This is a genomic window from Halococcus dombrowskii (assembly GCF_022870485.1).
Classification (GTDB): Archaea; Halobacteriota; Halobacteria; order Halobacteriales; family Halococcaceae; genus Halococcus; species Halococcus morrhuae.
Genome location: NZ_CP095005.1, coordinates 1,668,071 through 1,694,168, shown reverse-complemented (window position 1 = coordinate 1,694,168; position 26,098 = coordinate 1,668,071). Strand labels below are relative to the sequence as shown.

Genomic DNA, 26,098 nt, shown 5'->3' with positions numbered 1-26,098 from the left:
AAGTCATCGGCCACATGAGGCCGCAGACGACGGGGAATGCCGACAGAAGTGTCGGTTGCCGTAGATGTGTCCAGTAGATATTCGTAGCCGGGCGCACAACCGATCTACCAATGGTAACGAGATCGCAATCGCCGCCGAATCCGGGGGACCGATGAGCGACGAGTATTTCGCGCGCATCGTCGATCGGGAGTCGCTCGCCGACTACTTCGAGTGCGAGCTCGGGGCGGTCGAGGCGTTCGACGTTCAGCACCATCAGGAGGGCCACTCGAACGAGACGCTGTTCGTCGAGTGGGGCGATCGCGACCTCGTGGTTCGCCGACCGCCGCCCGGCGAGGTCGCCGACACCGCCCACGACGTGCTGCGGGAGTATCGCGTGATGGACGCGCTCCAGGACACGCCGGTCAGAGTGCCACCCACCGTTCTGGCCTGTGAGGATCACTCGATCTTGGGCTGTGATTTCTACGTGATGGAGCGTGTCGCGGGCGACGTGCTGCGCGAGGGTGAGCCCGAGCGTTTCGCCACGCCCGATCACCGGCGACGAATCGGCGAGGAACTCGTCGACGGGCTCGCCGAGATCCACGCGGTCGACTACGAGAAGGTGGGCCTCGGCGAGTTCGGCCATCCCGAGGGGTTCACCGAGCGGCAGGTGAGCCGCTGGTCCGAGCAGTTGACCTGGGCGTTCGACGTGACGAGCGAGGAGCGCGAGGTGCCCGCGCTCTACGACGTGATGGAATGGCTGACCGAGAACGTCCCCGACGCGCCGACGCACACGCTCGTCCAGGGCGATTACAAGCTCGACAACGTGATGTTCGGGCCGGGAACGCCACCAGAGATCGTCGCGGTGTTCGACTGGGAGCTGAGCACGCTCGGCAACCCGCTCGTCGATCTCGGCTGGCTGCTGTCGTACTGGTGGGACGAGGGCGATCCCGAACCCCCGGCGGCGACCGACTCGCTCACCGCGACGTTCATGACCCGCGAGGGCTATCCCAGTCGGCAGGAGCTCGTCGAGCGCTACGAGCAGCGGACGGGGATCGAGTACGAGAACGATCGGTTCTATCGGGCGCTCGCGGTCTACAAGCTCGCCGGGCTCGGCGAGATGTTCTTCCGGCGCTACCTGGAGGGTAACGCCGACGACCCGCTCTATCCGAAGATGGAGACGGGCGTGCCCGAACTCGCCGATCGCGCGGTGCGCATCATCGAGGGGGAGGAGCCGCTATGAACGGGTCGCCGGCGACGGGAAAGTTAAACCGCTGCCGATCGCTCGAAAGACCATGACGGACATCGAACGGGTGGCGGTGCTCGGCGCGGGCAACATGGGCCACGGCATCACCGAGGTCGTCGCGCTCGGTGGCTACGACGTGACGATGCGCGACATCGAGACAGACCTGATCGAGTCGGGCTCCGAGAACATCGAGTGGAGCGTCGGGAAACTCGCCGAGAACGGAGCGATCGACGATCCCGACGACGTGCTCGCACGTATCGACACGACGACCGATCTCGCCGAAGCGGTTGGCGACGCCGATCTGGTCGTCGAAGCCGCCCCCGAGCGAATGGCGCTGAAAAAGGAGATCTACGCCGAGCTCGACGAGCTCGCGCCCGACGGGGCGATCCTCGCCTCGAACACCTCTTCGCTGTCGATCACTGAGATCGCGAGCGCCACCGACAGGGCGGAGCAAGTGGTCGGCACCCACTACTTCAACCCGCCGGTCAAGATGGATCTCGTCGAGGTGATCTACGGCGAGCGGACGTCCGACGCGACCGCCGAGACAGCCCACGATTTCGTCGAATCGCTAGGCAAGACGCCGATCTACGTGCAGAGGGACGTGCAGGGGTTCGTCGTCAACAGCGTTCTGGGACCGTTCATGGTCGAACCCGCCTGGATGGTCTCCAACGACGAGGCCACCATCCGGGAAGCCGATGCCGCGATGGTCCACCGCCGTGGCTACCCGATGGGGCCGTTCGAGCTCGCCGATCTGACGGGAATCGACATCGGCTACTCGGTCCGTGAGGAGGCCGGCATCACCAACCCGCCGGTGATCGAGGAGCGGGTCGAGGCCGAGGAACTGGGCCGCAAGACAGGGAAGGGCTACTACGACTACGAAGACGGTGACGGCGCGGATTACGAAGCGAGCGACGGCGAGGAGTTCGACACTCTCCGGGTGGAGGCTCGGATGGTCAACGAGGCCGCGAAGCTCGTCGGAATGGACGTGGCGACTCCCGAAGCGATCGACACCGGCATGCGACTCGGCGCTGGCTTCTCGGAGGGGCCGTGCCGGCGTGCCGACCGGGAAGGACTCGACACGTTCCTAGACAAACTCGAAGCGCTCCACGAGACGACCGGCGAGGAGCGCTTCGAGCCGGCCGACTATCTCGTCGAACTGGTCGAGAACGGGAACACGGGACAGGAGAGCGGACGCGGGTTCTACGAGTACGAGAACGGCGAGCCGGTCTCCGGGGGTCGATGAGCGACCTCTCGCCGGCCGAGCGGAGCCAGCTCGAAGCCATCATCGGCGAGCACGGCTTCTTCTCTTGGCTCGGTATCGAGATCGAGACGATCGAGCATGGCCGCGTCGTGCTCCGCGTGCCCTACGACGAGAAGTTCACCAACCTCGTGCCCGGCGGCGAGGCGAACGTCCACGGGGGCGTGGCGGCCACGCTCGTCGATACCGCGAGCGGGTTCGCGCTCCGATCGACGTTCGAGAATCCCCAGGGCGCGGCGCTCACGACCACGGATCTGAACGTCTCCTATCTCCGCCCCGCGACCGACGATCTGACTGTCGAGGCAGAGGTCGTCCGCGCGGGCGGGTCGATGGGTGTGACGGATGCAACCGTGTCGAGCATCGCGCCGAGCGGCGAGGAGAAGGACGTCGCGGTCGGGCGCACGAGCTACCGACTCTTCCGGGAGGGGCGATGAGCACCTTCGAATCGATCGACGAGGGCGAGACGAGCACGACTGCGCGGCGGACGGTGACGGAAGCCGACGTGACGAACTTCGCGGGCGTGAGCGGTGATTTCAACCATCACCACACCGACGCGGAGCGGATGGCGAATACGGAATACGGCGAGCGGATCGTCCACGGCGCGTTCGTCTTCTCGGTGATGACGGGATTGCTCTGGCAGTCCAGAACACCCGAACAGCGCGACGACGTCATCGCGTTCTACGGGGTCGATGCGCTCCGATTTTCCGCCCCGACCTACATCGGTGACACCATCCACGTCGAAACCGAGGTGCTCGAAAAGGCGGAACGCGAGCACCCGCGGGCGAACGGGACGATCAGATATGGCGTAGAGGTACTCGATCAGAACGGCGAGACCGTGCTCTCCTGCGAGTTGCTCTCGCTGGTGCGCTGACGATCGACGGTAGCTTCTTTTGTCGCCTCGTGGTAGGGTATGTATGGGCAAGCGGGTTCTGGTTCCGTTCGACGACTCGGAACAGGCACACGAGGCGCTCGAATACGCCCTCGACGAACATGCCGGGGACGAGCTCACGGCCATCCACGCCGTCGATCCCGCCGAGTGGGGCTACGGCGCGCCGGGCAACACCCTCGGCGAGCACTGGCAGCAGGAAGCGCGCGAGGAGAGCGACGAGATCCAAGAGAGTGCACAGGCGGTGGCCGACGAGCACGGCATCGAGATCACGACGGCCGCCGAGAGCGGCGTGCCGAGCGACGTCATCGTCCAGTACGCCGACGACAACGAGATCGACCAGATCGTCATCGGGAGCCACGGCCGCTCGGGCACCAGACGCCTCCTGCTCGGCAGCGTCGCCGAGGAGGTCGCGCGCAAGGTCTCGATCCCGGTGACGATCATCGGCTGATTTCGGCTATTCCCTCGTTCGCGGCCCCTCGTTCAGGCTTTCGAGCAGTTCGGGGTCGGTTCCGAACTTGAGAACGTTCGTCACGACGGAGTTGCGGATGTTCGAGACCACGCCGCCATATTTCTTGTAGAACTCGTGGATCCATCGCGATTCGGCCTCGCGCGTCGGGAACATCATCACCGTCTTCCACTGATACTCCCCATCGGAGAGGAAGTAGAACAGCGTGTTCGGCGAGTCACGGATATATTCCATCGCCGCGCGCCACTCGTCGGCGAAGTGCTCGGCGTTGAACTTGAACTCGAACAGTCCGAAGATGAAGAAATCTTCATTTGGGATGATCGCCTCGCGGAAGACGCCCTCCTCGCGCATGCGCCGGATCGACTCGCTCACCGTGACGTGCGAGACGTCGATATCGTATTTCTCGTCGAGGATCTCGGTGAGCTGGCGCGAGGAGACCTGCGGATCGCCTGCGAGCTCGCGCAGGATCACCACGTCGCGCTCGGTGAACTCCCATTCCGGTGCCTCGCTCATCGTCGGCCTCCGCCCGCAGTGACTCGTCCGTCGGTTTGCGCTCCGTCAGCATTCGGGAGATGAATCCGTCCGTGCGATGGCCCGTTCTCGTTCATACCAGCCGATCGGCGATGATGTTCTTCTGGATTTCGCTCGTGCCCTCGTAGATCTTCGTGATGCGCGCGTCACGGTAGTAGCGCTCGGCGGGATGATCGGTGACGTAGCCCGCACCCCCAAAGACCTGGATCGCCTCGTCGGCCACGTCGACGGCGTGCTCACTGGCGAACAGTTTCGCCATGCTCGCCAGCCGTACCGCGTCGTCGGCGTCGCTCTCGACCGCGCTCGCAGCCCGGTAGGCGAGTGATCGTGCGGCATCGACGTTCGTCGCCATCTCGGCGAGCTTGTGCCGGATGGCCTGGAACTCGCTGATCGGCTGGTCGAACTGCTCGCGCTCGGTCGCGTACTCACGGGCGGCATCGAGCGCGCCCTGTGCGGCCCCCACGGCTTGGGCGGCGACACTCGTTCGCCCGGAGGCGAAGAACTCCATCAGCTGGTAGAACCCCTCGTTTACCTCGCCGACGACGTTCTCCTCGGGAACTCTGACGTCGTCAAGTCGCAGCTCCGCGAGATCCGAGGCCCGAATCCCGAGCTTGTTGTCGATTTTCTCCGCCGAGAATCCGTCCAGATGGGTCGGTACGAGAAAGGCCGTGATCCCCTGATGACCAGCGCCGGGATCGGTCTTGGTCATCACGATGGCGACGTCCGCGACCGAGCCGTTGGTGATCCAGGTCTTGTTCCCGTCGATCACCCACTCGTCGCCGTCCTGCTCCGCACGGGTCTCGATGCCCGCGACGTTCGAGCCGTGGGCGGGTTCGGAGATAGCGCTCGCCGAGACCGCTTCGCCGGCGGCGATCTCGGGCAGCCACTCCTCCTTCATCCACTCCGAGCCGTATTCGATGAGCATGTCGCTACCGAAGCCCGCCGAGCCGACCGCGCTGCCGATGCCCGGATCGGCGCGCCAGAACTCCTCGGTCACGATCGATCCCGCGAGCGCGTCCATCCCCGCGCCACCGTACTCCTCGGGGATGTTCGGCGCGACGAAATCGTATTCGGCGGCCTCCTGTCTGAGTTCTTCAGGGTACTCGCCCGATTCGTCGTGCTCGCGCGCGACGGGGACGATCTCCTCCTCGGCGAACTCGCGGACGGCCGTCCGGATGGCCTCGTGTTCTCCCGATAGCTGGAACGCCATAGGTGGTCATGGGTTTCCAGCGAAAAATATCTTCCTGCCATCCGTGAACGACGGAAACCCGACTGTCCATACCATCCAGAATGAGATGTGTTTACACGGTACATCTATTACGATGGGCATCGATAGCATACGAGCTATGCGAGCAGCAGTCCTCGAAGAACACGGCGAACCGCTCGACATCCAAGACGTGGACACGCCCGATCCGGAGCCGACGGGTGCGGTGATCGAAATGGAGGCCTGTGGCATCTGCCGGAGCGACTGGCACGGCTGGCAGGGCGACTGGGACTGGCTCGGTATCCAGCCACAGGAGGGCCAGATCCTCGGCCACGAACCGGCGGGCACGGTCGTCGCGGTCGGCGACGAGGTCGAGACCCTTCAGGAAGGCCAACAGGTCACGGTGCCGTTCAACCTCGGCGACGGGACCTGCAAGCAGTGTCGCACTGGCCACGGCAACACCTGCGAGAACATCCGGCCGCTCGGCTTCGTCGAATCGGTACCCGGCGCGTTCGCCGAACAGCTCCACGTCCCGGCAGCCGATCACAACGCCGTCGTGCTCCCTGATGGCGTCTCGTCGGTCGATATGGCCGGGCTCGGCTGCCGGTTCATGACCTCGTTTCACGCGCTCGCCCACCGCGCCGACGTCGGCGGTGGCGACTGGGTGGCGGTCCACGGCTGTGGCGGCGTCGGCCTCTCGGCCGTGCACATCGCCAACGCACTTGGCGGCAACGTCATCGCGGTCGATCTCCAGGACGAAAAACTCGACAAAGCCACAGAACTCGGCGCGAGCGCGACGGTCAACGCGAGCGACGTCGAGAACCCGGCCAACGAAGTGAAAGCCATCGCGGACGGCGGCGCGGCGGTCTCGATGGACGCGCTCGGCATCGAAACCACTTGCCGGAACTCCGTGCTGAGTCTCGGCACCCGCGGCCAACATGTTCAGGTCGGCCTCTCGACGCAGGACGAGCGGGGGATGGTCTCGCTGCCGACGGACGCGATGGTGATGGGTGAAATCGAGTTCATCGGCTCGCTCGGGATGGCTCCCACCAACTACGACGAGATCTTCCGGATGGTCGCCGACGGTACACTCGATCCGAGCGCGGTGGTCTCCGAGACCGTCCCGCTCGACGACGTCTCGGAGAAGCTGGCGGCGATGGACGATTTCGAGACGATGGGGATCCCCGTCATCGACAGCTTCTGAATCGACGACCGCAGAAACGTTTTATTGGCGTTCCGTGGCCGCTACTCTTCGAGAACGGCGTTGACCTGGCCGTCTTGGCCGGGTCGGGAGGTCACCCGCGCGGTGCCCTCGCTGGTCTCGATGAGCGCGCCCTTGGTGATGATGTTCCGCCGGACGTAGTTCGGGTTCGCAGGGTTCTCGGCAACGCCCTCGATGTCTGCACTTCGCGTCTCGCCGTCGATCGCGACGCTCGCGTGGTCGATTGAGATCGCGCGGACCGTCCGCGTGTTGCCGCGCGTGTCGACGGTCTTCAGCACCGTGTCGCCGACGCGGGTCTCGGTCGGCTCACGGCCGAGCTGGTGTTTGCGCTTCTTCGTCGTTCGTCGCCGTCGCCCGCCGGTTCGCTTTTTGAGTGCGCGTCCCTGATCTTTCATATCCAAACGCGGGCGAGCGCACACTTGAATCGCTCGATAGCCCATCGACGGATTTAGCACGCCGCCGCCCGCCCATCCGTCGTGAGCCTTCGCAGCGCCGTCGCCGCCCCGTTCAAGGGTCGTGGTGAGGGCGAACTGGCCGAAAGCGAGTTCGTCGTCGCGCTCTCGCTCGATCGCGACTGGTTCTCGCCCGAGCAGGCGACCCGGCTGGCCGACATCGCCGTCGGCGAGGGGCTGCTCGAACGCACCGACGAGGCGCTCGTCCCCACGTTCGATCCCGCGGACACGACGATTCCCGAGGGATTCGTCCCCGACGAGGAACTGCTGCGCCGGCGCTCGGCGTTCGAGCAGGTCCTCGACGCGCTCGTCGCCGACGGCATCGACAAACGGGAAGCGGTCGCCGAGATCAACGAACTCCAGCAGCGCCTCGCCGTTACCATCGAGGCCGCCGCGGTGCTCTACGCCAGACGGCGCGACATCGACGTGAACGAGGCCGCCGATCGCGCGCTCGCCGAACTCGGCGGTTAGAGGCCAACAGACTAGTCAATAGATTTTTACGAACTCGTTCTAGCAGTTGAGGGCGTCATAGAACGGTTGGCATGGTTTTCGGCTATTTTGTGAGGTTCAGAGGGTGATTTCGAACCCAATCTAAATGAAAGAGCAAGCTCCCGACATCAGACACGTGATAGATCTGGTTGCGTTAGGATGAACCTCGACCCAGATGGCGACGGTGAATTACCGCTTCCAAGCGGTCCTTATCCATTCAGAACGTATCTTCGTGTGTGTCACAAGCAGTTGACTCTGAGCAACCGGAAATCTCGGTCGAGACGGAGTGGAATCGGTTCTACATCGATGGCGAGTGGACAGCCAACAACCGCGACGCGATTACAGTAGAGAACCCGGCGACGGAGACCGCGTTCGCAGAGGTTCCACGCGGGACCGAAGAAGACATCAATGAAGCCTACGAGGCTGCCACGGCTGCACAGCCGGAATGGGCAGCGCGGTCGCCAGCCGAACGTGCCGAAGTCGTCTCGCAGGCTGTTTCGCTCCTACGCGAACACCGCGAGGACATCCTCGAACTGCTGGCCGTCGAATCCGGATCCAGTAAGATAAAAGGCAGTATCGAATTCCAGAGCGCGGCCGGAATCACCCAAGAGGCCGCGAGCTTTCCGACACGGATTTCGGGCGATCATCGCGCGTCGAACATCGAGGGTAAGGAGAACCTCGTCAAACGCGAACCCGTCGGCGTGGTCGGCGTCATCTCGCCGTGGAATTTCCCGCTCCATCTCTCGATTCGAGCGGTTGCCCCGGCGCTTGCAGCCGGTAACTCCGTCGTGCTCAAGCCTGCTTCGGATACGCCAATCACTGGCGGCCTCCTCATCGCGCGAATCTTCGAGGCCGCCGGACTGCCCGATGGGCTTCTCAACGTCGTCACTGGGAGCGGGTCGGAGATCGGCGACCGGATGGCGAGTCATCCGGCATCGTCGGCCATCGCCTTCACCGGATCGACCGGCGTTGGGACGGAAGTCGCAAAGAACGCAGTCGATCATCAGGCGTATCCAGCGATGGAGCTGGGTGGAAACGGCCCACACGTCGTTTTGGACGACGCTGCTGTGGACGACGCGGTCGATGCCGGCGCATTCGGAACCTTCCTCCATCAGGGCCAAATCTGTATCTCCATCAATCGCCATCTGGTCCACGAATCGCTCTACGACGAATACGTCGAACGACTCACTGAGAAGGCGAAATCCCTCCCCGTTGGCGACCCCGCAACCGAAGAGACGGTCATCGGACCGATCATCAACGAGAGCCAGCGCGACCAGATGCTCGAATATGTCGAGGAGACGGTCGATGGAGGGGCGACGCTCGAAACCGGTGGTGCGGCCGTCTCGGCCGCTGATATCGAAGGGACGACTGTTTCGGCTGGCGATCTCAGCAGTGACAGTTCGCTTGGCGATTCGAACGGTCTCTTCGTCCTTCCGACGGTGCTTTCGGATGCAACGAACGAAATGGCTGCTGCTTGTAACGAGCACTTCGGACCCATCGCACCCGTGATCCCGTTTGGGGATGACGAGGAAGCAATCGAACTGGCGAACGATACGGAGTTCGGTCTTTCGTCGTCGGTGTACGGCGATATAGCTCATGCCGAACGAGTTGCAGATCACATCGACGCTGGAATGGTTCACGTCAACGATCAGTCGGTGAACGACGAACCACACGTTCCGTTCGGCGGCTACAAAGGCTCAGGAATCGGACGGTTCAACGGTGAATACATTCTCGACGAGTTCACCCAACCGAAATGGATTTCTGTTCAGCGCGATCCGCGCGATTACCCGTTCTGAATCGAGGGCTTTGTCGAAATCTCGACCCAGAGATTCGGAGATGGTCACAGAGCGACACGGCTGATCCGATTTTTCACGGCGTTTGGGGCATCTATCTTCCGGTACGAGAGATAGCGTGTTAGTCATTCATTAAAACCCCATCTGACTGGTTTTGGATGGAGTAGTAACCTGTTCAGTCGTCGCTGTCGGCAGTTGCTTCGGTGTCAGAGTCGTGGATCTGTGTTGTCTCACTATCGACGTTGATGCCTTCCCAGTCGTGATCAGCGTGGAATCCTTCGCGTTCCTTCGCACTATGGGCGACACGAATGAACTCCGCGTTGTCACGGGCTTCGGATATGGTATGGCCACCACAGTAAGAGAGGCCAGAACAAATGCCGGCGCAGAATTCCTCGGCCACGGTAGTGAGCGACCCCTTGTACGGAGTCAATGCCTCGACCCCTTCATCGGCGCTGACGTTGTTCTGCTTGTCCTCACGGTCTTCGGCCGCTGCAGTGGTTGCCATCCCTCGTGATCGCTTGTACTGGGCCCCTTCAACTTCGACGACCGCACCAGGCGCTTCTTCGGTGCCGGCAAAGAGGCTCCCCAGCATCACGGTATCGGCCCCGGCCATGAGAGCCTTCACTGCATCACCGGACGTTCGAATCCCACCATCAGCGCAGATAGTAACACCGAGATCATCAGCCACTGTTGCACAATCATCGACGGCAGTCAATTGGGGAACGCCGGCACCAGCGACCTTCCGGGTAGTGCAGTGGGATCCGGGCCCGATACCGACTTTGACACAATCGGCCCCGGCAGCCGCGAGGTCTTCGACGCCTGCAGGCGTCGCGACGTTGCCGGCAACGAGGTCGGTGCCAGGAAACTCCTCAGCGAGGGTCTCGACAGCGTCGAGCGTTCGGTCGAGGTGGCCGTGGGCCACGTCGACGACGAGTGCATCAACACCGGCCTCGATCACGGCAGCGCTCCGTGCGACGTAATCCTCGTTGATACCGACTGCTGCGCCTACCTGTTCGTCCGTTGCCTTGACCTGTTTGACCTCTGCGGCTTGTTCTTCGGGAGAAAGGAATCGGTGCAGAACCCCAAGGCCTCCTGAACGAGCAAGTTCGACGGCTAGATCTGCTTCCGTGACGGTGTCCATCGCGGCGGAGACGAGCGGTGTGTCTAGTTTGACGGTCGGAGTAAGGGGCGTCGAGAGGTCGATATCGCTCCGACTATCGACCGGTGACCGTTTCGGGACGAGAAGGACATCTCCATAACTCAAGCCAGTGCGTAACTCGTTCATATCCTCGATGATAGAGATATTCCTACCGGAAAAGCATCTCGAATCGCCGGTACCCTGCTCGTCTCTGCGGATACAGCTCTACTCGTGTGCTCTCTCAGGAGAATCCCACTCCAGCATACTCATCTCTCGGTGGATAAATACTCAGTCGATTATAACGTAGCCGGATGGTCGAAATACCGATTTCGTCAAATCACCGCTATTCATGCCACCATTTCATCAACCAACCGGACTCGTCCCGATGAGGAGGCGGTATCATGAATTTCGGGCGGTTGAATGCATTGATTATCAGTGTTAATACCATCAGAAAAACAGCCAAAAGCACCACCAGTCCGAAGAATTGCTCTAGCAAAAGGGGAAGAACGAATCCGAATTCCGGCAATATAATCCAAATTGGAGCAATCATGAAAAAGCAAACAACCGATGCTACAAACGTCGGGTAGTTACGCGCGTTTACAGAGATCTTATAGCCAGGACCCGTTGGAAGGGAAACGGTTTCTTTATCGCCTCGCCAGACGCTCGGAACAAGCCAACACCACCGAAGTATGATCACCGGGATCAATAGCATAGGGGACATCACGGCAATCAGTTCCCAATCCACCATGTCTGTACGTGCCTGTCTCGTTCATGGTTAATTTATGCTTCGGTTGCGGTAGTACCACGATCTCTTAGAATACGTATAAATTGTGTCCCACCTTCGTGAGTGTCGGGGTTGGCCCACAATAATTCCCCCTCCCCTATAGCAGAAACACTTAGTTTAGACGAGGTAGATTTTTAGTACTGACCCTGCACAATGTCTGACTTCACCTGGGTGCAATTCACAATCGGTATGGCATTATCGGGATATTCAGCTACGACCTCACACGGTCCTCTGACTCTCTCAGAAGGGCGAGCAATGTCGTGGGTATCGTTGCGATTCTTCTCACTATTGTCGATGTTGCCACAGCGCACAACGTCGGATTGGTATCCACTGTAGCACTCGTGATGGCGCTTACAGATCACGTCATTGCACGGGGCAAAGAAGATCAGTCTACAATCTGAGGATACCATCCAACATCCTCATCCCGCTAGCCAACAGCCAATTCGGGACCGTGAGGGACCGCGCAGCAAGTGGCTGGGTGCGTGTAGAGTGTAGTATTAAGATCCAGGGTGGTCTGTACTGTAGTCCGCCAATGAGGCTGGTGGAACGTGTATGAACTATCTAACGTTCATCTTGGCGGCTGTACTGACGAGAGCACCAATCAAAGGATCACCTGCACCGACAAAGAGATTCGCCACATCAACGCAGAGTGACTCGTCCAGTGCTCATCCAGAGCGATCAAGCGAAGAGGAAGTAAGACTGTCTATAGCAACGACCGCTGGCTGCATAACGTTCTGTGTCTCACACGCCGATTTCAACCAGACAACGACCTGTTCTGTGAAATCATGAAGAGCAGTGGTTAATCCCTACAGAAGGACTCGATCAGACCCGGAAGCTGTGCCGCGAGCGCACCCCGTTCGACCGCCCCATCGGCCTCCGCGATCGGTTCGCCGTCGGTCACGTGCACCGTCCGGAGTCCGGCAGCGTGCGCGCCCGCGATGTCGATATCCGGATGGTCGCCGACGTAGACCGTTTCGTCGGCACGCGTCGACAGCTCGTCGGTGACGGACCGGAACGCGCGTTCGTCGGGTTTGCCGGCGTCGAGCGACCCGGTGACGACGACCACGTCGAAGAGCTCCGTCCAGCCGAGCGCGTCGAGTTTCGATCGCTGTGCGCGCACCGGGCCGTCGGTGAGCAGTCCCACCCGATAGCTCTCCTGGAGATCGGCAACGAGCGTCTCGACGCCGTCGACCGGCACGAGCGCGTCGCCGATGGCCTCGCGGTAGGCGTCGGCGAGCGCCGCTGGCGAGGGATCGTCCTCGTCGAGTAGCTCCGCGAAGATGGCCTCGCGCGTCTCGCTCGTGAGGTTTCGGCGGTGGGCGTCGAGATAGGTCTCGCGCGAGAGGCGAGGTGCACCGACCGCCGCGGTCGCCTCGTCGAGCAGCGTCTGGCGGTCGCGCTCGGGCACCGCGAGGGTGTAGTCGAGATCGAAAGCGACCGCCGAGACGGGCATGGTAGCGATAAACACTCCTCCGATATGAGTGTGGCGAGACGAACCCGAACGCCCTTGGTCGGTCGTCGACAGGCTGTGGCATGTTCTTCGAGCGCCTCGCCGAACGGATCGACACCACCGACAGCGTACTCTCGGTCGGACTCGATCCCGACCCCGACCGACTGCCCGATCACCTCCGCGAGCACGACCTGCCGCGCTGGGCGTTCAACCGCCGGATCATCGACGCGACTCACGACCACGCCGCCTGCTACAAGCCGAACGCCGCCTTCTACGAGGACTCGGACGGCTGGCGCGCACTCCGCGAAACGATCGCCTACGCTCACGGCAAGGACGTGCCCGTGCTGCTCGACGCCAAACGCGCCGACATCGGCAACACCGCTCGGCAGTACGCGACCCTTTTGGACACGGCGGACGCCATCACTGTCAACCCCTATCTCGGCCGCGACGCGCTCGAACCGTTCCTCTCGCGGGAGGAGAAGGGCGTGTTCGTGCTCTGTCGCACCTCCAACCCCGGAGGAGCGGACCTCCAAGATGCCGAGCTCGCCTCGGGGGAGGCGGTCTACGAGCATATCGCCGGCCTCGCCGCCGACGAGTGGAACGAGTACGGAAATATCGGGCTGGTCGTCGGGGCCACGGCCCCCGAGGAACTGGAGGAAGTGCGCGAGCGCGCCCCCGATCTCCCGTTTCTCGTGCCTGGCGTGGGCGCACAGGGCGGTGACGCAGAAGCCGCCATCGAACACGGACTCGCGAGTGGCGTCGGGCTCGTGAACTCCTCGCGGGGCATCATCTTTGCCGGCGAGGGCGAGTCGTTCGCCGGGGCGGCCGGCGAGGCGGCGAAGCGACTGAAGCGACGACTGAACGAGTACCGATGAGTTAGAACCGTACGTTCTCGCCCGTATCATCCCGACCGGGACCCGTCGGTTCGTCGGAACCGGAACCGGAACCGGAGCCTTCCGAACAGTCCAGACAGAGGCTGAGCGAGTCGTCGTAGTGTTGCGAGCAGACCGTTCGGCCGCAGCGCTCGCAGGTGCGGTCAGCCGGACGGCTCTCGCAGATCTGACACAGTTCGGAAACGCTCATGGCAACTGTTCGCCGTGGAAGGACTTCAAGCTGTGGCGAGGGGTTTAGGCTGTTCGACACCCAACGGCTGTTGTGCCTCGGTCGCAGCTCGTGCTCGCGCTCGCGTCGGTGTTCGCTGGGCTGACAGTCGTGCTCGCCGTTCTCGGGTTCGCCTACAGTCCGGTGGCGCTCGTCGTCGCGTTGCCCTTCGGTGCGACGACCTACGCGCTCTGGTATCACGCGAGCGGGCGGCTCCGCGAGCGCGCCCGACGCAACGTCCGCACCGGACGGCGAACGACGACCGAGCGCGGCGGGTTCGGTGCGGGACCGCGCGAGGACTGGACCGGTCCGCGAGACGGTGGCGGCTTTCGGGATACACGACAACGCCGTGCCACACGACGATCGACCGGTACGTCGATGCGCGACGCCTACCGGACACTCGGCCTCGATCCCGATGCCGACGAGTCGGCGATCAAGCGGGCCTATCGCGAGAAGGTGAAGGAAACCCATCCGGACACCGAGGATGGCTCCGAACGCCGGTTCAAGCGCGTCAACGAGGCCTACGAACGCCTCTCCGAATGAGCGACCCGTGGGCTGGTTCGTCTCGAACACAATGGTGATTCCGTTGTAACGGGGCTGTATGCCGCGGCGGGAAGGTTTTTGCGCTCGACACGCTACTGATCGACATGGTCGCTGATCGGGCCGTCCTTGACCGGGCGCTCGCGGCGGGCGAGCGCGAGGGCGGCAGCGTCGAGTTCAAAGAACGGCTCACCGAAGACCTCCATCTCGCCGACGGCAAGCTGGAGAGCCTCGCGGCGCAACTGCGCCACCGGGTGCTCTCGGGCGACGGCGAAGCCACCTACGTCGTCGGCGTCACCGACGACGGCGGGCTCGCGGGTATCTCGCCCGACGTGTTCTCCGAGTCGATGGACGTGCTCTCCCTGCTCGCCGAGGAGGCCAACGCACACATCGAGGCGGTCGACACGTGGGGGATCGACGACGGGCTCGTCGGCGTCGCCACGATCGCCGAGGGCACGATGCTCGAAGACGACGGCCACATCGTCGTCGGCACCGCCGGCCACGTCGATCACGGCAAGAGCACCCTGGTCGGATCGCTCGTCACGGGCCAGCCGGACGACGGCAACGGCGACACGCGGAGCTTCCTCGACGTCCAGCCCCACGAGATCGAGCGCGGGCTCTCGGCGGATCTCTCGTATGCCGTCTACGGCTTCAGCGATGGCGAACCGGTGCGCACGCGGAACCCGAACCGGAAGGCCGACCGTGCGGAGGTCGTCGAAGAGGCCGACAGACTGGTCTCGTTCGTCGACACCGTCGGTCACGAGCCGTGGCTGCGCACTACCATTCGCGGACTCGTCGGCCAGAAACTCGACTACGGACTCCTGACGGTGGCCGCCGACGACGGGCCGACGAAGACGACGCGCGAACATCTCGGCGTGTTGCTGGCGACGGAGCTGCCGACGGTCGTCGCCATCACCAAGGCGGATATGGTCGACGAGGAGCGTGCCATCGAGGTCGAACGCGAGGTCGAGCGCCTCCTCAGGGACGTTGGCAAGAGCCCGTTGCGCATAGACCGCCACGGCGTCGAGGCGGCCATCGAGGAGATCGGCGATACCGTCGTTCCCATTCTGCGCACGAGCGCGGTCACGATGGACGGGCTCGACGCACTCGACGAGCTGTTCGAGCGACTGCCGAAGACCGGCACCGAGAAGGGCGAGTTCTCGATGTACATCGATCGCAGCTACAAGGTGACCGGCGTCGGCGCGGTCGCCTCCGGCACGATTCGGTCGGGAACCGTCGAAGCGGGCGACGAACTCCTACTGGGGCCGTTCCGCGACGGCACCTTCCACGAGGTCGAGGCACGCTCGATCGAGATGCACTACCACCGCGTCGACAGCGCGAAAGCCGGCCGAATCGTCGGCATCGCGCTGAAGGGTGTTCGGGAGGCAGACCTCGAACGCGGGATGGTGCTGCTCCCCCGGGACACGGACCCGACGCCGGTTCGGGAGTTCGAGGCCGAGGTAATGGTGCTCAACCATCCCACCAGGATCGACGACGGCTACGAGCCGGTCGTCCACCTCGAAACGGTGAGCGAGGCCGCCGCGTTCCATCCGGAGGGCGGTCAGCTCCTGCCGGGCGACACCGGCCACACGCGAGTGCGATTCAAGTTCCGACCCTATCTCGTCGAGGAGGGCCAGCGGTTCGTCTTCCGCGAGGGCCGGTCGAAAGGTGTGGGCACCGTCACGAATGTCTCTTCAGAGTAGCTACAGAAAATAGTGGAGCCTTTGCTCTTCCATCTGAATCTTCGAGCTATTGAAAATATCGTGCTAGATATAGAGGATGTATTCAGCAACCTATTTATCTCATTTCTTCAACATACGGAACCCTCTCAATTCGTCCTTTTCTGTCTCGTCTTAAATCTTCCTCAATTCGCAATCGAACCTCATCATTAGCCTCTAAACCAATGAGCCTCTCACGAGCCGCATCTGGTGTATCTGGATGCTCGATATCCATCACATACGTTTCATCTGGCTTTCCAACTTCATGAGTTACGACAACAATCTGTCCATCGTCATCAACCCCTTCAGTCACGATAACTCTACGAGTGTTTTCAGCTCGTCTCAACTCTTCCTCTCGTCTTGCCTCTTCCTCATGCACTCTATGCTCATCATCAAGAGAGTCTTTGTCTCTTTTTAATTCCATAATATTAGATACCACATTAACAAGATCACGACTGACAGCATCCTCCTCAGACAGATTTTCTAATTCTTTCTCCAGTCGATTTGCATCTTCATTCAGCGACTCTTGTTGACGAGCCAAGCCGTACGAATAGTCCTGCGGCGGATCCTTGACGTTTTCAAGTGTCCTTTTTCCTACCTGAGCTAATGCTTCCGTGGCAGTAAGTGACTCCTGATGTTGCTCATAATCCTCTGCCGCTTGGGTTATCCAATCTTTCCACTCAGGGGCTAACTCGCGGGATCGTTCTAATATCTCTCTTGGAGGTGTTTCCGTGAAATTGTGGGAAATATCATTCCTGATTTCATTCACGCTTTCTATTGCAGTGTCGTATTCCTCAGGTATTTCGGCATTTTCTAGCTCGCGAAGACGAGATTTTGTCTTATTCCACTGATGTTTGATACCCATCTCCAAATCTCGAGGCCAAAAACCCAGAGATCCCTCTACCTCTGCGAAAGTGGCTCCATAGTAGTCATTTAAAGCGTAGACTGCTAGTCTTCGCTGCTTTGAGTTATTCAATTCAAAGCTGTCGAAAGCTGCTAATGATTGTTCAGGCTTCTCTTCGCTCATATATACAAACAACTCCAGCCACCTATTAAAAACCAACCGGATATCATTCGTTGGTATAGTCTGCCGGATTAAGTTGGTATGAGTGAAACTGTCACGATCTGCCGAAGAACTATAGCCAGCGCTGAATACGCGCTCTATATCTTGCAAGGCGTTTCTGACGGTCGTCGAAAGGAACACGGACAAACGTACCTTTATCTGCTACCCCTTAGCTTCGCCACGGCGGGTTTGCGAGATCTTCCATCGAGGCCAGCGTATGGTCGGGCACCGGATCGGGCGTCGAGCCGTCATCGAGCCAGACGCTTTGGAGACCGGCCGCCTGCGCGCCGGCGACGTCAGAGGACAGCGAGTTGCCGATGTGGACGGCCGATTCCGGCTTGCCGTCGAGCACGGAGAGTGCCCGATGGAACGGTTCGGGGTCGGGTTTGGCGGGCGCGTCGTAACCCGCGTGGACCACCGTCTCGAAGGCGTCGTCGAGGCCGAGCGCGGCGAGTTTGTCCGACTGCATCTCCGGTGGGCCGTTCGTCACCACACCGATTCGGTGATCGTCCGAGAGCGTCGCGACCGCCTCGCGCGCGCCGGGCAGCGCGCGGACGTTGTGGTGATCGCGCTCGTCTGTATAGGCGTCGGCGAGGTCGTATCCGAGCGCCGGGTCGTAGTCGTTGTCGGCGGCGATGGCGGCGAAACACTCCGCACGGAGCTCGGTGATCGTGTCCGTACGGTCGGCGAACGTCGCGTAGCGGGCGTAGTAGTCCTCGACGGTGAAGAACGGCTCCACCTCGCACGCCTCGAACGCGAGCGCGAGCAGTTCGTCGCCCGAGCGGCGGTACTCACAGAGCGTATCGTCGATGTCGAACAACACAGTGTCGACCGATGCTGTCATTGCGTACTGAAGGCGCTACGGAACCAAAAGTCAGACGGCACGGTACTCGTCGTCGATCCGCTCGGCGAGGCCGAACACGACCGCCCAGCCGAGCAACCGCCGAACGCGCCCCCGCCAGTGTTCCTCCCAGTCCGGCCGCCGATGGCGCTCCCAGTTCGGCACGCGGGAGCGGAACCGCTCGAACAGTTCGTCCTCGTCGAGCGGTTCGTCGTCGAGCGCGGCGAGCAACGCGTCGACACCGAAGACACCCTCACGAAACGCCACCGCGAGCTCCTCGCGACCCGGATCGCGCCGCAGACGACGATAGCCGGAACTCGTCTCCTCGGCGAGATCGAGCGCTCGGAGGAACGTGATCCACTCTCGGGCGTCGTCGCGCGCGGTGAGCTCCGTCCGGTCGAGCAGGCGCGCACAGCAGTCGTTCTCGCTGCCGGGAACCAGCGGGAGCGCCTTCTGTGCCTCGGTCAGAAACTCCATCCCGCCGGGTTCGGGCGCGACTTTGAACTTCACAGGTCGAACGAGTCGGCGAGCAGTTCGTCGTTCGTCCCGCCGAGGACGTGCGTCGGCCCACCCACGACGTCGACGGTGAGCTGAGCCGGTGCGAAGAGCCCGCCCGGCAGGTCGGCGACCGACCAGTCGACGCTCTCGAAGATCGACTCGAATGGTGTTCCGTACTCGTCGGCCGCGGTCGACGGCAGCTCGTCGAACCGGTCGAACTCCTCGGTAACGGTCAGGTGGACCTGGCCGCCGTAGGCGAGCGCGTCGTTCGTCCGACCCATCGCGCTCGCCTCGCTCCCGCTCACCGGGGCCAGCGGCGCGCTCGCGCTCACCGATCGGATGTCGAGCGGGTCGTAGCCCAGATCGGTCAGGCGCACGGTCGCGAGCTCGGCCGCCCGCGCGGCGACGGTGAGGCTGCCCGCGAGGCTCGCGGTCGGCGTCGTCGCCAGGAAGAGCGACCTCGGCTCGATACCGGCTCGTTCGGCGATCTCGGTGGCGATCGCCGGGGTGGGTGGGTCATCGGATTCGACGGCGAGCACGCCGAAGTCGAACTCGTCGGCGTAGCCCACTCGGGAGAAGATCTCCGCCTCGGCGGCCAGCGCCCGCGCCGGACCGCTGCCGAGCCCCTCGAACTCGTGCCCACTGAGCTCCCAGTCGGCCGTCTGTGAGCAAAGCAGCGCGAGTGCCGGGCGATCGGTCGTGAGCTCCACGTGAGGGAGTGGCGCGTCCGCGACCGTGTCCATTCGCGTCTGGACGGTCGCGAGCCCGGCGGTCTGGATCTCGGCGAGCAGCAGGCCCGCCTCGATGCCGCCCGGGACGCGGTGGCCGAAATCGAGCAGCGTGGCCTCGTTGTCGAGCTCCCGCACCTCGATGCCGAGCTCGTCCGTGAAGTCGATCGCCTCCTCGACGAGTTCGAGCGCCATCCGATTGAGACTGTCCATGCCTCTGGTTCGTCCCGGCGGTGAACCGTTCGTCGGTTCGTCATTCACGGTCGCCGTGTGCCTCCCGGCCGAGTTCGCGTTCGACGGCGTCGACCTTGTCGTCGGCCGAACTGTCGCTCGTGCGTTTGTCGTCGATCTTCAGGACGGTGCTCACGCGGTCGCCGTCGACGGCCTCGTGGGCGGCCTGCGCAGCGGCGAACAGCTCACCCGGCTCGTCGGCCTCGATCACCGTGCCCATCGGGTTCGTCTCGTAGTCCACGTCGAACTCGTCGAGCGCGGCGACGGCCTTGGCGACCTCGCCGGCCATACTGTCCTCGATGACGGGAGCGACGCTGAGCAGTGCAACGACGGTCATGAGGGCACGACGCGGGCCATCCACCTAACGCTGTGGGCCACCAGCGAACACAAGCTACATTCGCGTCGGCCGGAAACCCGTGCCATGATCGGCATCGTCGGCGGCGGCATCGCGGGGCTCGCGGCGGCCTACCGCCTCCAACAGGAGGGCCACGAGGTCAGGATCTTCGAGGCGAGCGAGGACGTCGGCGGGCTCGCGGCGACCTACGAGACCCGCGGCGATCGCATCGAGAAGTTCTATCACCATCTCTCGAAATCCGAGGAGACGATCGTCGAACTCGCCGAAGAGCTCGGCCTCGGCGACGCGCTCGAATGGCGTGTCGGGGAGAACGGCTACTACGTCGATGGGGTCCTTCACCCGATGGATACCCCGTGGCAGATCCTCGCCTACCCGCATCTGAGCCTCTACGACACGTTTCGACTCGGCATGCTGACGCTCGATGTCGACGTGCGCGGCGGTGTGCCGAAGTTCGACAGCTACGAGAACCTGAAGGACTACGAGGACGTCCCGATCAAGGAGTTCGTTCTGGAGCACACGACGCGCGGCGTCTACGAGAACTTCTTCGAACCGCTGCTCGAAGCGAAGTTCGGCTCGCGCAAGGACGACGTGAGCGCCGCGTGGCTGCTCGGGCGCGTCAAGTTCCGCGGCGAGCGCGACCTCCTCCGGGGAGAGATCCTGGGCTACTTCGACGGCGGCTTCCATCGACTGATCGACGCGCTCGTCGCGGCGGTCGGGCGCGAGAACATCGAAACCGGCACGCGCGTCACGGATCTCGACACGGCTGGCAGCGGGGTCGAATCGCTCACCGTCGCGACCGATGGCGAGACCGAGACCCACGCGGTCGACGAGGTCGTCGTCGCGGCGATGCCCAACGTCCTGGAGGATCTCACGGGTTACACCTGCGAGATCGACTTCCAGGGAACGGTCTGTTCGGTGATCTCGCTCTCCGAGTCGCTGATGGACACCTACTGGCTCAACATCGCCGACGAGGCTCCCTTCGGCGCGCTCATCGAACACACGAACTTCGTGCCGGCGGCGCGCTACGGCGGCGAACACCTGCTCTACGCGGTGAGCTACGTCCAGGATTCCGAAGAGGAGCTCTGGCGGATGAGCGACGAAGCCGTCGAGGCGACGTGGCTTTCGGGCATCGAAGACCTCTTCCCCGACTTCGATCGCAGCAGCGTCAACTGGATCGAGACGGCCAGAAACCCCCGCACTGCGCCGGTCTACGAGCGCGGCTATCTCGACATGGTAATTCCCTACGATCTCGCCAGCGAGGTCGCCGACGGAGTCTACTACGCCGGGATGGCGAGTCGCGCCCAGTACCCCGAACGAAGCCTGAACGGCGGGATCCGGGCCGGGTTCGCCTGTGCTGACCGCATCGCCGAAAAAGACAAACTCGAACAGCGCCAGGCGGCCACGGCCGTCGGTGACGGCGGCCAGCGCGACTGAACCCGGCTGCGGCAGCGGGCGGCTGCGGTTTCCTGGTGGATGAAGGGCGAAACCACGAACGAAGTGAGTGGTTGAGGGCTTCGGCGGTGCTGCTGTGTTGCAGTTATTCCGTTCGAGCGATCTCTGTCCTCACGGGTCGCGGTGCTCCCTGTTCGGTTACTGTCGCACTCGGTCGATCACTCGCACCGAGCGACCTCGTGGCGGCCGAAGCCGTAGCGCAGGCGGTTGGCGAGCTGGCGGGCGAACCGGCCGTCCGAGCGCGAGCCGAACCGCTCGGCGAGCGCGGTGTAGATGAGCGGCACGGGAATCTCTTGTGCGAGCGCTTCCTGGACAGTCCACGTGCCCGTCGAACCACCCGCAACGTGGTCGGCGACGGTATCGAGATCGGTGCCCTCCTCGGCGAACGCCTCCTCGCAGAGTTCGAGCAGCCACGAACGGATCACCGAACCGTTGTTCCACGTGCGCGCGACCGATTCGAGGTCGAGGTCGTACCGACCGTCGTGAAGCAGCTCGAACCCCTCGCCGTAGGCCTCCATCAGCGCGTACTCCACACCGTTGTGGATCATCTTCACGTAGTGGCCCGAGCCCGCCGGTCCCATCCTGTCGTGGCCCGCTGGTCCGGTGGCCACGGCGTCGAACACGGGCGAGAGTTCCTCGTACGCCCACTCTGGCCCGCCGATCATCAGCGAGAAACCGACCTCCGCGCCCGCCGGTCCGCCCGATGTCCCGCAGTCGAGATACGCCGCCGGGGTCGATTCGGCCCGACGGACCGACGCCTCGAAGTGGGAGTTGCCGCCGTCGATCACGACGTCGTCGCCGTCGAGATGGGATTCGAGGTCGGCGAGCACGGCGTCGATGGCGTCGCCAGCGGGCACCATCAGCCAGATTCGTTTCTCGTCGCCGAGTGTCTCGGCGAGCTCCGGGACGGAGTCGGCCGGTTCGGCACCGACCTCGGCGGCGGCCGCGACCGCTTGCTCGTCCATGTCGAAGGCGACCACGTCATGGCCGCCATCGAGTGCGCGCCCGGCGACGATCCGTCCCATCCGCCCGAGTCCGACGACGCCCAGTTGCATACCCCTCCCTCCGCGGGCGCGCAGGTAGGGGTTGTGGTTCCGCTATCCGGGTGGCTCCTCCTCGGTCGCGTGCGCATCGTCGAATCCGGGCGTATTGCCCTCGACGGCCATGCGCCGCAACCGTCGCCGTTCGGTCGAGTCGAGTTCGCGTGTGCTGGAAGTGGTTGGCAACAGATCCTCGACGGTCGTTCCGTGATGGCCCGCGATCTGCTCGATGAACTCGCCGTCCTGCATTCGCTGGAGGCCGTGCCAGAGCCCCAGAAACAGCAGCGACGGCGCGACACAGACGAACGCGCCGACGAGCACGCGAAGGAGCAGATTCATGTTCATTGATAGCGTTTGTCAAACAAGTCGCTGACGGCTCCGGCGAGATAGCGTAGGGTTGCTGTGTGACCCGCAGAACGTGAACGTTTATCCGACCGACTCGCGTGGATTGGTTATGGACGCGATGGCAGCGGTAGTACGTCGCTGATCGAACCGCCGTTTCGACACCGTTACTTGACCGGCCGCAGGCATTCTCACCATGACAGAGCTAGCAGAGAGCTACGACCCATCCACCCTCGAAGCCAAGTGGCGCGAGGAGTGGGCCGATTCCGAGCTGTATCGCTACGATGACGACGAAACCGCCAATACTGACACGCAATACGTCATCGACACGCCGCCGCCGTACCCAACTGGTGACTTCCACATCGGAAACGCACTCGGCTGGTGTTACATGGACTTCGCCGCCCGGTACCACCGTCTGCAGGGTGAGAACGTCTCCTTCCCCCAGGGCTGGGACTGTCACGGCCTGCCCACCGAGGTGAAGGTCGAGGAGAACCAGGGCATCCGACGGACGGACGTCTCGCGCGAGGAGTTCCGAGAGCTCTGCATCGAGCACACGGAGGGCCAGATCGACGCGATGAAGGAGACGATGCAGCGTCTGGGCTTCTCTCAGGACTGGGAGCAGGAGTTTCAGACGATGGATCCCGATTACTGGGCGAAGACCCAGCGCTCGTTCGTCGAGATGGCGGAGAAGGGCTACGTCCATCGCGACGAGCATCCCGTCAACTGGTGTCCGCGCTGTGAGACGGCCATCGCCGACGCCGAGGTCGAGAACGTCGACAGCCAGGGAACGCTCGCGACCGTTCGATTCTCCGGCATCGACAACGACGATCTCGAGATCGCAACGACGCGCCCCGAGTTGCTCGCGGCCTGTGTCGGCATGGCGGTCGATCCCGACGACGAGCGCTACGCCGACCGCATCGGCGACAGCTTCGAGGTGCCGCTCTTTGGGCAGGAAGTCGAACTGATCGCCGACGAGGCCGTCGACGGCGAGTTCGGGACGGGAGCGGTGATGATCTGCACCTTCGGCGACAAGCAGGACGTCGATTGGTGGGCCGAATACGACCTCGACCTCCGGCCTGTCGTCACCGAAGACGGTCGTCTCGACGAGAGCGTCGCGGAGTTCGGCGGGCTCGATCTCGACGAGGCGAAGGCGGAGATCACGACTGCGCTCCAGAAGGAGGGCTACCTCGAAGACGAGGAGCCGATCGAGCAGTCGGTAGGTGCGTGCTGGCGGTGTGACACACCGATCGAGATCCTCTCGAAGGAGCAGTGGTTCGTCCGCGTCGATCAGGACGAGATCCTCTCGAAGGCGAAGGAGATCGAGTGGGTGCCCGAGCACATGTACGGTCGGCTGGAGGAGTGGACCGAGGGGATGGACTGGGACTGGGTGATCTCGCGCCAGCGCGTGTTCGCCACCCCGATCCCGGCGTGGTCGTGCGACGACTGTGGCCACTGGCATATCGCCACGCTGGACGATCTGCCCGCGAAACCGACCGAGGACGATCCCGCTACCGACTGCCCGGAGTGTGGCGCGAGCGAGTGGACCGGTGAGACCGACGTGATGGACACCTGGATGGACTCGTCGATCTCCGCGCTCCACGCGGCCGGGTGGCCCGAAGAGTCCTTCGAGCCCGTCCAGCTCCGCGAGCAGGGCCACGACATCATCCGGACGTGGGCGTTCTACACGATCCTCCGGACGGCGGCGCTCGAAGACGAGAAGCCGTGGGAGGAGGCGCTGATCAACGGGATGGTCTTGGGTACGGACGGCAACAAGATGAGCAAATCGAAGGACAACTCGGTCGCGCCGATCGACGTCGTCGAGGAGCAGTCGGCCGACGCGTTCCGGCAGGCGATCGCGCTCGGCGGCCAGCCCGGTTCGGACATCCAGTTCCAGCACAAGGAGGTGACGAGCGCCTCCCGGTTCCTGACGAAGCTCTGGAACATCACACGCTTCGCGAGCGACCACCTCGACGCTGCCGACGGAGCGGACCCCGCATACACCGACACGGACCGGTGGATTCACTCGAAGTGTGCACGCATCGCCGACGACGTGGCCGCCGACATGGACGAGCATCGGTTCGATCGGGCGCTCAGGACGGTCAGGGAGTTCGTCTGGCACGACCTCGCCGACGACTACCTCGAACTGATCAAGGGTCGGCTCTACGAGGGGAATTCCGAGGAGCAAGCCGCCGCTCGGCAAACGCTCTCCACAGTTTTGTCGGCGTCGATCCGCATGCTCGCACCGTTCTCGCCATTCCTCGCCGAGGAGACCTACCGCCATCTCCCCGGAACGTCGGGGAGCGTCCACGCGGCTGGGTGGCCCGAACTCGACGCCGAAGACGAGGAGGTCGAGGCCCGTGGCGAGCGCATCGCGGCGGTGGCGAGCGCGGTCCGGGCGTGGAAATCGGAGGCCGGGATGGCGCTCAACACCGACCTCGACCGTGTCGAGATCTATCCCGACGACGGCACCGACGAGTTCGACACCGGCGATCTGCGCGCGACGGTCAACGCCCCGATCGAGGTCGAGGCGGGCGAACCGGACATCGAGATGGTGCCCGTCGAGATCGACCCGGACCACAGCACGATCGGCCCGGAGTTCCGCGATCAAGCGGGTGCGGTCGTCGGCGCGCTCGAAGACGCCGATCCCGAGGACATCGCGGCACAGAAGCGCGAACAGGGTGAGATCGAACTCGACGCCAACGGTGAAGTCGTGGTGCTCGACGGCGACGCGGTCGACGTCCGCCACGAGCAGCGCGCGGCGGGCGAGACCGTCGAAGTGCTCGACGCCGACGGCGCGACGGTGCTCGTCTTCCCCTGACTCAGTGGGTGCCGCCGATGCGGTCCCGTCGGCCGGCGGTTGCGGTGCGGTCCTGGCGTCTCGGCGAGCGAAGCGAGGTGAGGCTCAGGAGAGTGGTTCGAAAGACGCGAAGCGTCTTTCGTCATTGTCGAGCAAAGCTCGACTTGCAGTCAGAACGTATCACGTTCTGACGACATCACGAGAGAGCTTCGCTCTCTCGAACGACTATGCTCTCCTGGCGGATGAAGGGCGAGACCGCTTCGCGGTCGAGGGCTTCGGCGGTGCTGTGCGGGTTGCGGGGGCGGTTGGTTTCCGCGCGAGCGGAGCGAGGTTCGACCGGAGGGAGAACCTCGGAAAACGAACGGTGAACGAAGTGAACCGTGAGCAGCGAGCGCGGTTCACCGCGAGTGAGCGCGAAGCGCGAATGAGCGGGGGTTTTTAGTCCAGGTTTTTGCAAGCGGGGGTCGCCGTAGGCGACCCTCCGCAGTAAAAAA

At 63.2% G+C, this 26,098-nt stretch carries 27 protein-coding genes; 13 read left to right on the top strand and 14 right to left on the bottom strand.

Annotated features, from left to right (window positions below; translation table 11 throughout):
- Window positions 1–151: 151 nt before the first annotated feature.
- Genes MUK72_RS08800 through MUK72_RS08780 form a run of 5 tightly spaced genes read left to right on the top strand, consistent with a single transcriptional unit; the run spans window position 152 to window position 3,817 of the window.
- The gene (locus tag MUK72_RS08800) at window positions 152–1,219 is read left to right on the top strand and encodes a phosphotransferase family protein (protein WP_244699068.1); all 1,068 of its coding nucleotides are present in this window, start codon (window positions 152–154) and stop codon (window positions 1,217–1,219) included.
- Between the two features lie 52 nt (window positions 1,220–1,271).
- Window positions 1,272–2,465, top strand: coding sequence for a 3-hydroxyacyl-CoA dehydrogenase (locus tag MUK72_RS08795; protein ID WP_244699065.1), 1,194 nt, complete (start codon window positions 1,272–1,274; stop codon window positions 2,463–2,465).
- Entirely contained in the window at window positions 2,462–2,914 is a 453-nt protein-coding gene (locus tag MUK72_RS08790) for a PaaI family thioesterase (protein ID WP_244699062.1), read from the top strand. Before MUK72_RS08795 ends, MUK72_RS08790 begins: the two co-directional genes overlap by 4 nt.
- Entirely contained in the window at window positions 2,911–3,351 is a 441-nt protein-coding gene (locus tag MUK72_RS08785) for a MaoC/PaaZ C-terminal domain-containing protein (protein WP_244699059.1), read from the top strand. Before MUK72_RS08790 ends, MUK72_RS08785 begins: the two co-directional genes overlap by 4 nt.
- Before the next feature lie 43 nt (window positions 3,352–3,394).
- Window positions 3,395–3,817 carry a universal stress protein gene (locus MUK72_RS08780; protein WP_244699045.1) on the top strand — a complete coding sequence of 141 codons (423 nt, stop codon included), beginning with the start codon at window positions 3,395–3,397 and terminating at the stop codon, window positions 3,815–3,817.
- Window positions 3,818–3,823: 6 nt separating this feature from the next.
- Here the strand turns inward: MUK72_RS08780 and MUK72_RS08775 are convergent, their stop codons facing one another.
- Window positions 3,824–4,348: a winged helix-turn-helix domain-containing protein gene (locus tag MUK72_RS08775; protein WP_244699042.1), complete on the bottom strand. Its 525-nt coding sequence runs from the start codon at window positions 4,346–4,348 to the stop codon at window positions 3,824–3,826.
- 91 nt (window positions 4,349–4,439) lie between these two features.
- Complete coding sequence (locus MUK72_RS08770; RefSeq protein ID WP_244699040.1) at window positions 4,440–5,576, bottom strand: acyl-CoA dehydrogenase family protein; 1,137 nt, start codon at window positions 5,574–5,576, stop codon at window positions 4,440–4,442.
- A gap of 136 nt (window positions 5,577–5,712) precedes the next feature.
- Here MUK72_RS08770 and MUK72_RS08765 point away from each other — a divergent pair, with 136 nt between their 5' ends.
- Window positions 5,713–6,774 carry a zinc-dependent alcohol dehydrogenase family protein gene (locus MUK72_RS08765; RefSeq protein ID WP_244699038.1) on the top strand — a complete coding sequence of 354 codons (1,062 nt, stop codon included), beginning with the start codon at window positions 5,713–5,715 and terminating at the stop codon, window positions 6,772–6,774.
- Window positions 6,775–6,815: 41 nt separating this feature from the next.
- Here the strand turns inward: MUK72_RS08765 and MUK72_RS08760 are convergent, their stop codons facing one another.
- Window positions 6,816–7,187, bottom strand: coding sequence for a 30S ribosomal protein S8e (locus MUK72_RS08760; protein WP_244699036.1), 372 nt, complete (start codon window positions 7,185–7,187; stop codon window positions 6,816–6,818).
- 81 nt (window positions 7,188–7,268) lie between these two features.
- Here MUK72_RS08760 and MUK72_RS08755 point away from each other — a divergent pair, with 81 nt between their 5' ends.
- Together MUK72_RS08755 and MUK72_RS08750 are read left to right on the top strand one after the other, a co-directional pair.
- Window positions 7,269–7,715, top strand: a complete 447-nt coding sequence (locus MUK72_RS08755; RefSeq protein ID WP_244699034.1) for a DUF2240 family protein — start codon at window positions 7,269–7,271, stop codon at window positions 7,713–7,715.
- Between the two features lie 254 nt (window positions 7,716–7,969).
- The gene (locus tag MUK72_RS08750; RefSeq protein ID WP_244699032.1) at window positions 7,970–9,529 is read left to right on the top strand and encodes an aldehyde dehydrogenase family protein; all 1,560 of its coding nucleotides are present in this window, start codon (window positions 7,970–7,972) and stop codon (window positions 9,527–9,529) included.
- Window positions 9,530–9,701: 172 nt separating this feature from the next.
- Here the strand turns inward: MUK72_RS08750 and MUK72_RS08745 are convergent, their stop codons facing one another.
- The 3 genes from MUK72_RS08745 to MUK72_RS08735 form a co-directional block, all read right to left on the bottom strand.
- Entirely contained in the window at window positions 9,702–10,811 is a 1,110-nt protein-coding gene (locus tag MUK72_RS08745) for a guanosine monophosphate reductase (protein WP_244699030.1), read from the bottom strand.
- A gap of 196 nt (window positions 10,812–11,007) precedes the next feature.
- Window positions 11,008–11,412 carry a hypothetical protein gene (locus MUK72_RS08740; RefSeq protein ID WP_244699028.1) on the bottom strand — a complete coding sequence of 135 codons (405 nt, stop codon included), beginning with the start codon at window positions 11,410–11,412 and terminating at the stop codon, window positions 11,008–11,010.
- An 835-nt stretch (window positions 11,413–12,247) separates the two neighbouring features.
- Window positions 12,248–12,901, bottom strand: coding sequence for an HAD family hydrolase (locus MUK72_RS08735; RefSeq protein ID WP_244699026.1), 654 nt, complete (start codon window positions 12,899–12,901; stop codon window positions 12,248–12,250).
- Between the two features lie 80 nt (window positions 12,902–12,981).
- Between MUK72_RS08735 and pyrF the strand changes: the two genes are divergently transcribed.
- On the top strand, window positions 12,982–13,773 hold the full coding sequence (gene pyrF, locus MUK72_RS08730) for an orotidine-5'-phosphate decarboxylase (protein ID WP_244699024.1): 792 nt from the start codon (window positions 12,982–12,984) through the stop codon (window positions 13,771–13,773).
- 1 nt (window position 13,774) lies between these two features.
- Here the strand turns inward: pyrF and MUK72_RS08725 are convergent, their stop codons facing one another.
- Window positions 13,775–13,981: a hypothetical protein gene (locus MUK72_RS08725; RefSeq protein ID WP_244699017.1), complete on the bottom strand. Its 207-nt coding sequence runs from the start codon at window positions 13,979–13,981 to the stop codon at window positions 13,775–13,777.
- 72 nt (window positions 13,982–14,053) lie between these two features.
- Here MUK72_RS08725 and MUK72_RS08720 point away from each other — a divergent pair, with 72 nt between their 5' ends.
- Both MUK72_RS08720 and MUK72_RS08715 read left to right on the top strand, forming a co-directional pair.
- The gene (locus MUK72_RS08720; RefSeq protein ID WP_244699015.1) at window positions 14,054–14,542 is read left to right on the top strand and encodes a J domain-containing protein; all 489 of its coding nucleotides are present in this window, start codon (window positions 14,054–14,056) and stop codon (window positions 14,540–14,542) included.
- 104 nt (window positions 14,543–14,646) lie between these two features.
- On the top strand, window positions 14,647–16,242 hold the full coding sequence (locus MUK72_RS08715) for a GTPBP1 family GTP-binding protein (RefSeq protein ID WP_244699013.1): 1,596 nt from the start codon (window positions 14,647–14,649) through the stop codon (window positions 16,240–16,242).
- Window positions 16,243–16,336: 94 nt separating this feature from the next.
- Here the strand turns inward: MUK72_RS08715 and MUK72_RS08710 are convergent, their stop codons facing one another.
- From MUK72_RS08710 to MUK72_RS08690, 5 genes are all read right to left on the bottom strand, one after another.
- Entirely contained in the window at window positions 16,337–17,284 is a 948-nt protein-coding gene (locus tag MUK72_RS08710) for a hypothetical protein (protein WP_244699010.1), read from the bottom strand.
- Window positions 17,285–17,489: 205 nt separating this feature from the next.
- Complete coding sequence (locus MUK72_RS08705) at window positions 17,490–18,164, bottom strand: HAD family hydrolase (protein ID WP_244699007.1); 675 nt, start codon at window positions 18,162–18,164, stop codon at window positions 17,490–17,492.
- Window positions 18,165–18,194: 30 nt separating this feature from the next.
- Window positions 18,195–18,671, bottom strand: a complete 477-nt coding sequence (locus MUK72_RS08700; protein WP_244699004.1) for a double winged helix-containing putative transcriptional regulator — start codon at window positions 18,669–18,671, stop codon at window positions 18,195–18,197.
- The gene (mch, locus tag MUK72_RS08695; protein ID WP_244699001.1) at window positions 18,668–19,600 is read right to left on the bottom strand and encodes a methenyltetrahydromethanopterin cyclohydrolase; all 933 of its coding nucleotides are present in this window, start codon (window positions 19,598–19,600) and stop codon (window positions 18,668–18,670) included. Before mch ends, MUK72_RS08700 begins: the two co-directional genes overlap by 4 nt.
- Before the next feature lie 40 nt (window positions 19,601–19,640).
- Window positions 19,641–19,955, bottom strand: a complete 315-nt coding sequence (locus MUK72_RS08690; RefSeq protein ID WP_244698998.1) for an MTH1187 family thiamine-binding protein — start codon at window positions 19,953–19,955, stop codon at window positions 19,641–19,643.
- 84 nt (window positions 19,956–20,039) lie between these two features.
- Between MUK72_RS08690 and MUK72_RS08685 the strand changes: the two genes are divergently transcribed.
- A complete protein-coding gene (locus MUK72_RS08685) occupies window positions 20,040–21,407 on the top strand; it encodes an NAD(P)/FAD-dependent oxidoreductase (RefSeq protein ID WP_244698995.1) in 1,368 nt (455 codons plus the stop codon).
- A gap of 176 nt (window positions 21,408–21,583) precedes the next feature.
- Here MUK72_RS08685 and gnd read toward each other — a convergent pair whose 3' ends face one another.
- Together gnd and MUK72_RS08675 are read right to left on the bottom strand one after the other, a co-directional pair.
- A complete protein-coding gene (gene gnd / locus MUK72_RS08680) occupies window positions 21,584–22,480 on the bottom strand; it encodes a phosphogluconate dehydrogenase (NAD(+)-dependent, decarboxylating) (protein ID WP_244698993.1) in 897 nt (298 codons plus the stop codon).
- Between the two features lie 42 nt (window positions 22,481–22,522).
- The gene (locus tag MUK72_RS08675; protein WP_244698991.1) at window positions 22,523–22,804 is read right to left on the bottom strand and encodes a hypothetical protein; all 282 of its coding nucleotides are present in this window, start codon (window positions 22,802–22,804) and stop codon (window positions 22,523–22,525) included.
- A 199-nt stretch (window positions 22,805–23,003) separates the two neighbouring features.
- On the opposite strand from MUK72_RS08675, the gene MUK72_RS08670 reads away from it, so the two are divergent.
- Entirely contained in the window at window positions 23,004–25,625 is a 2,622-nt protein-coding gene (locus tag MUK72_RS08670) for a valine--tRNA ligase (RefSeq protein WP_244698989.1), read from the top strand.
- Window positions 25,626–26,098: the final 473 nt, after the last annotated feature.

Coding starts and splice junctions, on each gene's coding strand:
- MUK72_RS08800 (WP_244699068.1), top strand. CDS start 152: ATGAGCGACGAGTATTTCGCGCGCATCGTCGATCGGGAGTCGCTCGCC.
- MUK72_RS08795 (WP_244699065.1), top strand. CDS start 1,272: ATGACGGACATCGAACGGGTGGCGGTGCTCGGCGCGGGCAACATGGGC.
- MUK72_RS08790 (WP_244699062.1), top strand. CDS start 2,462: ATGAGCGACCTCTCGCCGGCCGAGCGGAGCCAGCTCGAAGCCATCATC.
- MUK72_RS08785 (WP_244699059.1), top strand. CDS start 2,911: ATGAGCACCTTCGAATCGATCGACGAGGGCGAGACGAGCACGACTGCG.
- MUK72_RS08780 (WP_244699045.1), top strand. CDS start 3,395: ATGGGCAAGCGGGTTCTGGTTCCGTTCGACGACTCGGAACAGGCACAC.
- MUK72_RS08775 (WP_244699042.1), bottom strand. CDS start 4,348: ATGAGCGAGGCACCGGAATGGGAGTTCACCGAGCGCGACGTGGTGATC.
- MUK72_RS08770 (WP_244699040.1), bottom strand. CDS start 5,576: ATGGCGTTCCAGCTATCGGGAGAACACGAGGCCATCCGGACGGCCGTC.
- MUK72_RS08765 (WP_244699038.1), top strand. CDS start 5,713: ATGCGAGCAGCAGTCCTCGAAGAACACGGCGAACCGCTCGACATCCAA.
- MUK72_RS08760 (WP_244699036.1), bottom strand. CDS start 7,187: ATGAAAGATCAGGGACGCGCACTCAAAAAGCGAACCGGCGGGCGACGG.
- MUK72_RS08745 (WP_244699030.1), bottom strand. CDS start 10,811: ATGAACGAGTTACGCACTGGCTTGAGTTATGGAGATGTCCTTCTCGTC.
- MUK72_RS08740 (WP_244699028.1), bottom strand. CDS start 11,412: ATGGTGGATTGGGAACTGATTGCCGTGATGTCCCCTATGCTATTGATC.
- MUK72_RS08735 (WP_244699026.1), bottom strand. CDS start 12,901: ATGCCCGTCTCGGCGGTCGCTTTCGATCTCGACTACACCCTCGCGGTG.
- pyrF (WP_244699024.1), top strand. CDS start 12,982: ATGTTCTTCGAGCGCCTCGCCGAACGGATCGACACCACCGACAGCGTA.
- MUK72_RS08725 (WP_244699017.1), bottom strand. CDS start 13,981: ATGAGCGTTTCCGAACTGTGTCAGATCTGCGAGAGCCGTCCGGCTGAC.
- MUK72_RS08715 (WP_244699013.1), top strand. CDS start 14,647: ATGGTCGCTGATCGGGCCGTCCTTGACCGGGCGCTCGCGGCGGGCGAG.
- MUK72_RS08710 (WP_244699010.1), bottom strand. CDS start 17,284: ATGAGCGAAGAGAAGCCTGAACAATCATTAGCAGCTTTCGACAGCTTT.
- MUK72_RS08705 (WP_244699007.1), bottom strand. CDS start 18,164: ATGACAGCATCGGTCGACACTGTGTTGTTCGACATCGACGATACGCTC.
- mch (WP_244699001.1), bottom strand. CDS start 19,600: ATGGACAGTCTCAATCGGATGGCGCTCGAACTCGTCGAGGAGGCGATC.
- MUK72_RS08690 (WP_244698998.1), bottom strand. CDS start 19,955: ATGACCGTCGTTGCACTGCTCAGCGTCGCTCCCGTCATCGAGGACAGT.
- MUK72_RS08685 (WP_244698995.1), top strand. CDS start 20,040: ATGATCGGCATCGTCGGCGGCGGCATCGCGGGGCTCGCGGCGGCCTAC.
- gnd (WP_244698993.1), bottom strand. CDS start 22,480: ATGCAACTGGGCGTCGTCGGACTCGGGCGGATGGGACGGATCGTCGCC.
- MUK72_RS08675 (WP_244698991.1), bottom strand. CDS start 22,804: ATGAATCTGCTCCTTCGCGTGCTCGTCGGCGCGTTCGTCTGTGTCGCG.
- MUK72_RS08670 (WP_244698989.1), top strand. CDS start 23,004: ATGACAGAGCTAGCAGAGAGCTACGACCCATCCACCCTCGAAGCCAAG.